The sequence below is a fragment of the Lewinella sp. genome, assembly GCF_050633125.1.
Classification (GTDB): domain Bacteria; phylum Bacteroidota; class Bacteroidia; order Chitinophagales; family Saprospiraceae; genus Lewinella.
In genome coordinates, this window is record NZ_JBOEFX010000029.1 from 1 (window position 1) to 2,914 (window position 2,914).

Annotated in this window: 1 protein-coding gene and 1 pseudogene; both read right to left on the minus strand. The window is 46.3% G+C overall.

The genetic code is table 11. The annotated features are described in order from the left end of the window. Positions 1 to 1,595, minus strand: a pseudogene (locus tag ACRBG0_RS08500) (hypothetical protein); the annotation flags it as partial. A gap of 134 nt (positions 1,596 to 1,729) precedes the next feature. Beyond that, positions 1,730 to 2,914, minus strand: a 1,185-nt coding sequence (locus ACRBG0_RS08505; protein WP_431486475.1) for a hypothetical protein, incomplete at its 5' end; no start/stop codon positions are given.

A 2,914-nucleotide genomic window follows, 5' to 3' on the forward strand; every position in this document is an offset into this window, starting at 1 on the left:
GTGTTTGCTGGACACTCGACTATTGGGTCGGTCTTGTCTTCGGCGAAGATATTACCCCAAGCGGTATACACCAATTCTCCATCAACAAACAACTGCACCATATAGGTATGTGATCCACAACCATTGACTTCAGAGGTATTACCACCATCAATAGTCACTATCGCTTCATCGGCACATGCCCAATTTCCGGTCATTACCATTGCTGGTGTAATTTCAACAGCACAAGATGCTCCTAAGGTGACATTAATATCCCCAATACTCGCAACTTCCAGGGGACCATCACAGTCATTTGGACAGAATGGAGAGTTTTCATCCGGATCACAAGGATCAAGGGGGTTAGATGTGCCTACGACAACGAAAGGCGTATTAGGGTCATCAACGCCGCTTACTTCTTCGCCATCATTAACACCATCATCATCGGTATCACTATCGTTAGGGTCGGTACCATTGATGGCTTCGTCGCCGTCAACTAAACCGTCGTCATCACTATCTGGGTCAGTAGGATCAGAAGTGTTTCCGTTTGGATTCGCAGGGGTATTCGGATCATCAACACCCGTTACTTCCTCACCGTCGGTCAAGCCGTCATCGTCGGTATCAGGGTCCATTGGATCGGTGCCGTTGGTGGCTTCTTCTCCATCATCAAGCCCATCATCGTCACTATCAGGATCGTTGGGGTCTGATGTATTGCCATTTGGATTGGCAGGAGTTGTTGGATCATCAATACCGGTAGTTTCTTCACAATCGGTCAAACCATCATTGTCGGTATCAACGGTTAACAAGCCAAGTGGGTCACAAGAATCATTAGGATCAGAGGTTCCTGAAGGAACAGCGGGGGTTGTTGGATCATCAATGCCCGTTACTTCCTCACCATCGTTGAGGCCATCATCATCAGTGTCAGGGTCAGTAGGGTCGGTACCTGCAATAATTTCCTCGTCATTCGTCAAGCCATCCGTATCCTGATCACAAGGGCCAGCATTTACACTTGGGTTACATGGATCTCCTTCGTCGGGATCATCAGCTCCCGTGAAACCATCTCCATCAATATCAGGGGAAACACAACTTACGATGACTTCGCCATAGTTACTTTGATAGTAAGGTGTTCCAAATACATCAAAGAATGCATTAAGAAAATCTGCACCTCCCATCGACGGTTCTGAGGAATCAGGGTCTGTTGTATTATCAAATAATCTCACCCCTTCCACACAGGCTCCTCCCGGTATGGTAAAAGAAAAGAGGTGAACTTCAACACTTGGCATTAAAACCATCATAGAACCACCCGTAGTAATAGAGTGGTAATCTAATGAAGGTGTAATTGCAGGAGCAAAAACCTGACTTTGATCAGACCAAAAACCACCATTTACTGGCGTAACCGCTAAAGGGGCGTCGACCACACTTTCCGGTAATACAATCGAGACCTGGCTGCCTCCTCCGAGGATGAAGGCTGTTTCGCTAAAGTTAGGTCTTACATAAACTTCATACGCCGCGTCATCAAAATTATACAAGATCGTATAATCTACAGCAGACTGTGCATGGAGCTGTACACTTATCAGTATAAAACTGACAAACAACAACAATGTTTGTATCAAATTTTTCATGATTATTATTTTGTTTTTCTTGTTTTCACAGGATCGAGAGGCGGTAGCACAGCCTCTAAAAATGATTTTCAAATGTGTAATGAGTGCCCCCGATCAAATGCTGACCAAGGGGCAACTCAACACACATATGGTGCCTATTCCTGAGGCAATTGCTCTAGGAATAAATCATAGTTGAAGAAATTAGAAGTATTTAAAGGGTAAAGAATCACTCCAATAGCTTGAATCAGTACCTGATCATTTCCAGCTCCATTGTATTTAACTTTTCCGTCCATGTTGATATCACCAACATAGTAGCCAAAGCCAAAATCAAAGTTGAAGACCAATCCTCCATTGTCAGGATGGGAAATGACATTTGCTAAGACCGCAGTCCGGTCATTGCCGCCGCCATCGTATTTCACTTTGCCATCCAGGTTAGCATTTCCGCCCCAAAGGGCACGCTGACCGTTTGACAACGTAACCATTTCTACTCCTTCATAGCCAGGAGCATTGTAGGTGTTGGCTGCACTCATTGTTGTGAAATCAACAGTAAGCGTGCCGGCCACCGGACTCAAAGCCTGGCCGCTCATTACACCCAAGTGATTCCGGTGCTTAACACTGATATAGAAGCTACTGGCCTGTGCATTAATCTGCAGTACTCCTCCGGTCAGAGCATCAACGACATCGCCATCACGTTGCACTAAAGCTGATTTAGTTTGCAATACGATAGTTGGATCCGTAGCATCCCTTACCTCAATGAATATCCAATCGACAATAGCATCAGGTGTTCCAGCATTAGCTGCTAAAACTCCAAGGGTCGTCACTTCGCTGCCGCCTTCGGAAACATGCGAAAAGCGTGTATTCATCCCTGAACTATAAGGCTGGCTCAGAGGAATGAAATCCTGCTGACGCAAATCATCCCGCATCAGGTTATCCGTAGTACCGAAGAGCGCACCTTGTAGTAAAACCTTAAGGTTAAGGCTAATCACATAGTCATCTGCTCCATTTCCAACGGTTGGATCCGTACCGTTCGCTACTTCATCGCCATCATTCACACCACCGTCATCGGTATCGGCATCGTTCGGATCTGTACCGTAGATTCCTTCTTCTCCATTCAGAAGGCCATCGCTGTCACAGTCTGCTGCAGCCCAGATCGGGTTACTTGCATCGTAGCCAGCATAGCCAGGCGCTTGAACAGGATCACATGGATCGTTTTCATCCGTACCGTTCGCGATTTCTACATCGTCGTCGATCCCATCGCCATCGGTATCTACACCAGCTTCGTAAGGATCGGTGCTATTGGTTTCTTCTTCGCCGTTTGTTACGCCATCGCCGTCACAGTC